The 7,922-nt window shown below is 73.6% G+C and carries 7 protein-coding genes; 2 read left to right on the forward strand and 5 right to left on the reverse strand.

Annotated elements, in window-relative coordinates; translation table 11 throughout:
• On the reverse strand, positions 1 to 1,741 hold a 1,741-nt coding region (locus tag P1P70_RS36005), incomplete at its 3' end, for a fatty acyl-AMP ligase (protein WP_319245290.1).
• A 148-nt stretch (positions 1,742 to 1,889) separates the two neighbouring features.
• Positions 1,890 to 3,548 carry an acyl-CoA carboxylase subunit beta gene (locus P1P70_RS36010; RefSeq protein ID WP_413471628.1) on the reverse strand — a complete coding sequence of 553 codons (1,659 nt, stop codon included), beginning with the start codon at positions 3,546 to 3,548 and terminating at the stop codon, positions 1,890 to 1,892.
• Positions 3,549 to 4,059: 511 nt separating this feature from the next.
• On the opposite strand from P1P70_RS36010, the gene P1P70_RS36015 reads away from it, so the two are divergent.
• Positions 4,060 to 4,284 carry a hypothetical protein gene (locus P1P70_RS36015; RefSeq protein WP_319245292.1) on the forward strand — a complete coding sequence of 75 codons (225 nt, stop codon included), beginning with the start codon at positions 4,060 to 4,062 and terminating at the stop codon, positions 4,282 to 4,284.
• 22 nt (positions 4,285 to 4,306) lie between these two features.
• On the opposite strand, the gene P1P70_RS36020 is transcribed toward P1P70_RS36015, so the two are convergent.
• Together P1P70_RS36020 and P1P70_RS36025 are read right to left on the reverse strand one after the other, a co-directional pair.
• Complete coding sequence (locus P1P70_RS36020) at positions 4,307 to 5,158, reverse strand: SDR family oxidoreductase (RefSeq protein WP_319245293.1); 852 nt, start codon at positions 5,156 to 5,158, stop codon at positions 4,307 to 4,309.
• Between the two features lie 20 nt (positions 5,159 to 5,178).
• The gene (locus P1P70_RS36025) at positions 5,179 to 5,742 is read right to left on the reverse strand and encodes a hemerythrin domain-containing protein (RefSeq protein ID WP_319245294.1); all 564 of its coding nucleotides are present in this window, start codon (positions 5,740 to 5,742) and stop codon (positions 5,179 to 5,181) included.
• A gap of 231 nt (positions 5,743 to 5,973) precedes the next feature.
• Between P1P70_RS36025 and P1P70_RS36030 the strand changes: the two genes are divergently transcribed.
• On the forward strand, positions 5,974 to 6,495 hold the full coding sequence (locus P1P70_RS36030; protein ID WP_319245296.1) for a hypothetical protein: 522 nt from the start codon (positions 5,974 to 5,976) through the stop codon (positions 6,493 to 6,495).
• A 42-nt stretch (positions 6,496 to 6,537) separates the two neighbouring features.
• Here P1P70_RS36030 and P1P70_RS36035 read toward each other — a convergent pair whose 3' ends face one another.
• Complete coding sequence (locus tag P1P70_RS36035; RefSeq protein WP_319245297.1) at positions 6,538 to 7,623, reverse strand: SGNH/GDSL hydrolase family protein; 1,086 nt, start codon at positions 7,621 to 7,623, stop codon at positions 6,538 to 6,540.
• Between the last annotated feature and the right edge of the window lie 299 nt (positions 7,624 to 7,922).

The raw sequence follows: 7,922 nt of genomic DNA on the forward strand, positions 1-7,922 counted from the left end.
CCCCCACCCCGAAGGCACCCGCCAGATAGCGCTCGCGGGTCGACGCCCGCGAGACCTTCCCGCTGGACGTCCGGGGCACCGACCCCGGCGGGACGAGGACGACGTCGGCGAGCCGCAGCCCGTGCCGGGCGGAGACGGCCGCGCGGACGGTCCGCACGAGGGCCGGCACGTCGATGTCGGCGAGCGGCACGGCCCGCGCGTGCTCCGCGACGACGACCACCCGCTCCCCGGTGCCGCCCGGCACACCGAACGCGGCGAGCCGGTCGCGCCGTACGGCCGGATGCGCCTCCTGGGCCGTGGCCTCCACGTCCTGCGGGTAGTGGTTGCGCCCGTCGATGACGATGAGGTCCTTCAGCCGGCCGGTGACGAGCAGTTGCCCGTCCAGGACCGTGCCCAGGTCGCCGGTCCGCAGCCATTCGCCCGGACCGGACGCGGCATCGGCGAGCCGGGCGCCGAAGACGCGCCGGGTCTGCTGGTCCTGGTTCCGGTAGCCCCGGCCGACGTTGGGGCCCTGCACCCAGATCTCGCCGACCTCGCCCTCGGCCAGCGCGACCCGTGTCACCGGGTCGGCGATCCGCACCCGCTGGCCCGCCGGCGTACCGCAGCCGGCCAGCAGCACGGCCCTCGGGTCCTCGGGGCGCGCGGGCAGGGCCTTGCCGGAGGCCAGGGCGTCCCGGTCGAGCGCGAATCCGCGCAACGGCTCGCCGGGCCGCGCCGCGCTGACGAAGACGGTCGCCTCGGCCAGGCCGTACGACGGACAGTGCGTCTCCGGGACGAGGCCCTGGGCGGCGAACGCGGCGTGGAAGCGGTCGGCCGTGCCGGGACGGACCGGCTCGCTGCCGTTGATCAGCGCCATGACCCCGTCCAGGCGCAGCCCCGTCTTCTGCGCCTCGGTGACCGCCGAAGCGCAGTAGTCGTAGGCGAAGTTGGGCGCCGCGCTCAACGCGCGCGGGTGGGCGGCCAACAGCCGCAGCCAGCGCACGGGCTCGTGCAGGAACGCCACCGGGTCCATGAGGACCGACAACAGCCCCCGCACCACCGGCGCCGCGACACTCAGCACCAGCCCCATGTCGTGGTACAGGGGCAGCCAGCCCACACAGGTCGCCGGGTGCGCGTCGGCACCGTAGGCGGACAGCGCCTGGCGGCCGTTGGCGACGACATTGGCATGGGTGATCTCGACCCCCGCCGGGGTGCGGGTCGAGCCGGAGGTGTACTGGAGATAGGCGACGGCGGTGGGGTCGGCCGTGGACGGCGGCCGCTCGTCATCGGCGGCCGAGTCGGGGATCCGGTCCACGGCGACGACCCGAACCGCCCGGCCCTCGCACAACTCCACTACCCCGTCCAGGACTTGGGACGTCGTGACGACGACCGCCGGGGACGCGTCGGCCAGTACCGCCGACAGCCGGTCGCCCTGCCCGGGCAGACCGGGCGGGTACAGCGGTACGGCGACCAGACCGGCCGCGAGCGCCCCGAGGAAGGCGGTGACGTACTCCGTCCCCTGCGGGCACAGCACCGCGACCCGCTCCCCGGCCCCGGCCTCCGCCGCGAGCCGGGCGGCCACGGCCCGTACGCGCAGGTCCAGCCGACGCCAGGTCAGGGTGCGGTGGACGCCCCGCGACTGCGGCGCGGGATGGTCGACGAAGGTGAACGCCCGGCGGTCGGGGGTGGTCTCGGCCCAGTGCCGCACGTACTCCGGCAGACTCCGGAAGGCGGGTGCGAGCGGGGGGCGGCGGCTGTCCATCGGGCACGGCTCCTCATGTCGCGGGACGGCTTGCGGTCACGGCGGTGACGGGGTGATGGCGGTGACGGGGTGATGGCGGTGGCCGACGGTGGCGGGACTCGGCGGACCCGGCGCGCGCCCCGCAGGACGCGCTCACGCGTGGGCACGCTCAGAGCGGGATGTTGCCGTGACGCCGTTCCGGCATCGGGGCCCGCTTGCCGCGCAGCGCGCGCAGGGCGCGGCAGATGTGGGCACGCGTGTCGCGCGGGGCGATTACGGCGTCCACGTACCCGCGCTCGGCGGCGAGGTACGGGGTCCCGTACGTGCTCTCGTACGCGGTGACCAGGCGGGCCCGCAGCGCCTCGGGGTCGTCCGCGGCGGCGAGTTCGCGGCGGTGCAGGACCCCCACCGCGCCCTCGGCGCCCATGACGGCGATCCGGGCGGTGGGCCAGGCGAGGTTGATGTCGGCGCCGAGGTGCTTGGACCCCATCACCGCGTACCCGCCGCCGTACGCCTTGCGCACCACCACCGTCACCTTGGGGACGGTCGCCTCGGCGTAGGCGTACAGCAGTTTGGCGCCCCGGCGGATGATGCCGGCCTGCTCCTGGCGGACGCCGGAGAGATAGCCGGGGACGTCGGTGAAGGTCAGCAGGGGGATGCCGAACGCGTCGCAGAACCGGACGAACCGCGCGGCCTTCTCGGAGGCGTCGATGTCGAGGACCCCGGCCGAGCGCAGCGGCTGGTTGGCGACGACGCCGACCGTGGCTCCCTCGACGAGAGCCAGTGCGCAGATGATGTTCGGCGCGAACAGCTCCTGTATCTCCAGGAGTTCACCGTCGTCGACGACGGCGCGCAGCACCTCCCGCATGTCGTAGGCCTGGCCGAGCCGGTCCGGCACCACCGTGTCGAGGCACGGCCCGGCTGGCGCGGCCCCCGGCGCGTACTGCGGCGGCCGCTCCAGGTTGTTGGCGGGCAGGTACGACAGCAGGTCGCGCACGGTGTCGAGGGCGTCGACCTCGTCGGCGGCGAGGAAGTGGGCGTTGCCGTTGACGGTGTTGCTGGTGCGGGCGCCGCCCAGTTCCTCGGCGCTGGTGCGTTCGCCGGTGACCGTCTCGATGACGTCGGGGCCGGTGACGAACATGTGCGAGGCGCCGTCCACCATCACGGTGAAGTCGGTGATGGCCGGGGAGTACGCGGCCCCGCCCGCACAGGGGCCCAGGACGACCGAGATCTGCGGGATCACGCCGGACGCCTGGACGTTGCGGCGCACCAGTTCGGCGTAGAGGGCGAGAGAGGTGACGCCCTCCTGGATGCGCGCGCCGCCGCCGTCGTTCAGCCCGATGACCGGACAGCCGGTCTTCAGGGCGAGGTCCATCAGCGCGAGGGTCTTCTCCCCGAAGGCCTCGCCCATGCTGCCGCCGTACACCGTGGCGTCCTGGGCGAAGACGCAGACCTGACGGCCGTCGATCGTGCCGTGCCCGGTGACCACCCCGTCGCCGTACGGCCGCCGGCCGCCGTCCCCGGTGGGCCGTGCCCGTACGAACAGGCCCGTCTCCGTGAACGAGCCCGCGTCCAGCAGCAGATCGATCCGCTCGCGGGCTCCGTACTCCCCGCGTCTCCTGGGCCCGCCGGGCGTGAGCGCGCGCGTCCGGCGGCCGTCCAACTCGGCGATGCGGTCGGCGGTCCGGTCGGGTGTCCGGTCGACGGTCCGGTCGGGTGTCGGGTCGACGGTGTGCGCACGGACCGGCACGGGTCCCCGTTCCGGGACCGGCTCGGGGTCCGGTTCCGGGACCGGCTCGGGGTCCGGTTCCGGGGTCCGCGCGGGCACTCGGCCGGGCGTACGGTCCGCCACCTGCCTCGCCCGGGATGTCGTCACCTCTAGCGTCACAGCCACCTCCGAAGTGGCTTTCGAATATGGCAGCGGAGGTGGGCCGGACCGGGCGGATCCCCGTTCTGTTTGCGGGAGATGAGTCCTGCGGGCCCCGTGTTCGTCCGTGGGTGACAAGGGCCCGGGTGCGACTCGGGTCTTCCGGGCGTATGGCCGTAAACCCGCTTCACTTGAGGATTCAACGATGTCAGGATCTCGGCCCCCGAGCACGCCCCGCCGTCCTCGAAAGGCATCGACACGCGCAGTCGGCTCACCCTCCTCGCCGCCGCCACCGCTCTCCTGACCGCGGCCCCCGCACCGGCGTACGCCAGTGTCCGGCCCGGCGTCACCTACTCCGGCGAAGGCACCTTCTACAGCGCGACCGGCGTCGGGAACTGCCTCTACGACGCCACGAGCGACATCTCCATCGCGGCCCTCAACCACACTGGCCTTCGCCCGCATCGCCGACCCCGTGGCCGGCCGGGTGCCGATCACCTGGACGCTGGTGAGCCCGGACCTCGCCGGTCCCGTCTCCTACCGCTACGTCACCACCACCGTCCCGGAACACACCCAGTTCGACACCGAACACCGAGGCGTCCACCCCCTGGTCCGGCTCTCCCCGCACTACTACAACACCGACGCCGAACTGGACCGCACCGTCGAGGTCATGGCCGACCTCGCCCGCACCGCACGCTGAAACACCGCCCGGTGAACGTCCGTCAGGGCGGCGGCTCCGCGAGGAACTCGCGGGCGCCACGCAGCCGGGTGCGCAGGCGCCGCCGGGTGACCCGGCTGTCCAGCCGGACGTCGAGGGCTCCCCGCCGGGCGCCGTCGGCCTGGCGCCCGGCGGGCAGCCGCTTCGGATCGAGACCGTCGCGGCGGGCGACGAGGACACCCAGCTCGTACCGGGTGAGGGCGTCCGGCCCCGCGACGTGCCGGACGCCGGCCACCTCGGACGCCGCCAGCTCCAGCAGCGCGGCGGCCAGGTCGGCCACGTGCACGGGACAGCGCACCACATCGGTGAACAGCACACCGTCGCGGGCACCGGCCGCCAGATCGCGCACATGCCGTTCGTGCACGGACAGGGTCTGCCCGTCCCCGATGATCAGCGAGGTCCGCACCACGACGGCGTCCGGCGCCAGCAGCCGGACCCCGGTCTCCGCCGCCGCCTTCGCGGCACCGTACGGCGTGACGGGATCCGGGAGGCGGGTCTCGTCGTAGGGGCCGCCGTCGCCCGAGAACACGGCATCGCTCGACACATGGACCAGCCGGCAGCCCCGCCCGGCCACGGCTTCCGCCACCCGGATCCCGCCCTCGGCGGTGACCGCCCAGTCCGAGTCGCCGCTCGACACGTTGACGACGACCGAGGGAGCCACCCGCGCCAGCACCTCGGTCAGCCCCGCGGGATCCCGTAGATCGAGTTCGTGCCAGGAGAGGTCCGGCGGGACGTCGTGCCGGGTGTCGGGCGGCCGGGAGGCGTAGGTCGCGGACGTCTCGTGTCCCGCCGCCACGGCCCGGCGCGCCAACTCGCCGCCCAGGAAACCGCTGCCGCCGATGATCAGAAGCCTCATGGCGGGCAACGGTATGCCTCTCAGGACTCCTTGCCCCGGCCGCTCAACGCGTCGCGCATCCGGTCGACGAGTCCGAGGCCCGGCGCGAGGATCCTGTTGGCCGGCGGCTTGGTCGGGGCCGCCGGGTGGGGACGGGTCGGAGCCAGCTTCTTGGCCCGGCGGACCTTGTCGCCGAGGTCGTTCAGCACCGAGGCGGAAGCGGCCTTCGCCAACTGCGGGAAGAGATTGCTCTCCTCGTCCCGGACGTGATGCCTGACCTCGGCCATCAGCTGCGTGATCAGCCGGTCGAACTCCGGGTCGTCGGCGCCGCGCCGCTCCAGTTCCTTCATGGTGCGCTCGGCGGCGGTGTGATCCGCCAACTCCCGGTCGGCGACCGCGTCCCCGTTGCTCAGGTGCTCGCGGACCGCCGGGTAGAGGTGGGCCTCCTCCGCGACGGCATGCCGTACCAACTCGATGGTGACCAGGTCGGCGAACTCCTTACGCTTCGGGTCACCGGTAGGCAATTCCTCGATCTTGCCGAAGAGTTCCGCCACCTCCCGGTGGTCCGCCTTCAGTTCCTCGATGACGTCTCCGCCGTGTGCCATGTCCGTCGCTCCTTGCCTGCACGTCCCGGCGTTCCGTTCCGGTCGTCCGGACCTCTGGGGAGGTCAGTGAAACCCCCGCCGTCCCGAATGCGTCGTATTGACGTCCGGTGAGTCAGTGCGGCGCACAGGTGTGGCCCAGGACACGTCCGTTCCGTGGCCTGCGCCATTTGAGGGTGGGCGGCGCACGACTACTTTTGCCACGCGTCCCCCAGTACCCACGGATGGCCCAGCGTGCTCGCAGATCTCTCCCCCCTCATAGCGGCGACCACCCAGTGGCTGACGCGCGCCTACCCGGCGGGCGGCGGCGCGCTGGACGGCGCCCTCTGCGAGGCGCAGGCCCGGCAGGCCGTCACCGTGGCCGCCTGGCTCCGCTATCCGACACCGATGGACGCCGCCCTCGTCGGCATGGCCGGACCGGGCGGCTCCGCCCGGCTCGACTGGATCACCGGCCACGACGAGACCCCGACACCCGACGAGTACGCCTGGCGGACCTGGGTGGACGAGGTCGTGGCCAGTTGGGCGGCCTGCCTCCTGTCCGATGCCACGCTGGCCCGGGCCGCCGTGGACGCCCTCGACGGGTCCCCGCACACGGCCGGCACGCCCGCCGCCTTCCGCCGGCTCCTCAGCCCGGACGACCTCGACCGGCGAGCCGCCGCACTCCTGCGCCACCCCGACCTCCTCGCGCCCGTCGCGACCCTCCACCACACGGGCCTGCTCGACGCGCTGCAGCCGGGCCGCGCCCTGCCGGCCTGAGCCCTGTCGGCCTGAGTCCGGTCCCACCCGACGACGGCCGCCTCACCAGCGCAGCGGCAGCCCCGCAAGGTGCGTGTCGAGCAGCCCGGAGATGATCCGGTGGTCGTGGAGCGAGGGATGCCAGTCGCACCCCAGGAAGTCGAGGCCGGGGTCGTCGTAGTACCAGTGGCTCACCCGGCCGTCGCCCCGCCGGGCCCGCTCCTCGACGATCCGCGCGGTGGCCTCCGCCAACGCCGTGGTGTTCCACAGGCGGGCAGCGGCGACCACGAGGAACGTCCCCGGGCCGTACCGGGCGCGCAGCTTGTCGAGGAACCCGTGGTAGGCGCTCTCGTAGGCGGCGACCAACTCGGCCGTCGTGCTCCAGCGCTCCCCGGGGTTCAGGGGCGTCGAGAAGTCGTTGATGCCGAGACCGACCACGACGACCTGCGGACACCAGGAGCGCGGCCGCCGCCAGACGTCGCCCTCGACGTTCAGCAGGGCCCGGTCGTAGTACGTGCGGAAGTCGGTTCCGGGCTCGCCGCCGTTGTAGTTGCGGACCATGCCGCGCCCGGAGAAGGCGTTGATCTGGGAGTCGGCGGCCAGCTTCCGCGCGGTGAGTGCCCCGAAGGCGAGATCGGCATTGCTGTTCCGGTTGACCCCGCCGTTGCCGGAACAGTCCCGGATCTCGGAGACATTGCCGTATCCGGCGGTGTACGAGTCGCCGATGAACTCGATCTGCCGGCGCCGTGCCCGGGGTGCCGGGAGGATCCCGCCGCCGGGACCCGCGACGAACCCGCCGAACCGGCCGACCGCCCAGGGGCTCTCCGTGCGCTTCACCACCCGTACGCGGTGGACGCCGTCGGAGAGGCCGCCGACCCAGGAGACGGTACGGCCCGGGGTGACGAGCGTGGCGACGGTCGCCCCGTCGACCTGGACGTCGTAGTCGTTGTCGGCGTCGTCGAGGACCACCCCGACGCCGGAGCCGTGGAACCGTCCCTCGAAGGAGACGCCGGGCCAGCTGTACCGGACGGTCCCGTCGGCGGCCCGCCTGACCCGGCCCACCGTGTGGAAGCGGGCCGCCCGGGCCTCGGCGGCCCGCGCGGGGGACACGACCGTGGAGACGAGGCCCGCCGCTGCTGCGGCGACCATCGTCCGTCGGGATAAGTGGCGGGGTGTCGTCTGCATGGCCGTCCCTTCGACGCGGGTCTGGGAGCGCTCCCATGGTGCGAGCGTTATCGAAGGTGACCGTCCCGTGACGGCTGCCGTCGCGAGGGTTGCCGGCGGCCCCCGGGCCGGTCACCTTCGACAACGCCCGCGCCCTCCGTGGCGCCCCGGACCCCGACCCCAGGGCCCACCCGACCCAGGCCACCCCCCGGCGCTACCGGACGTCCAAGGCTGGCCCCACAACCGAGGGCCCTCGACTGCACGGGTGTTCCCCCCGCCCCGAC

This window comes from Streptomyces sp. MB09-02B (assembly GCF_033794485.1).
Lineage (GTDB): Bacteria > Actinomycetota > Actinomycetes > Streptomycetales > Streptomycetaceae > Streptomyces.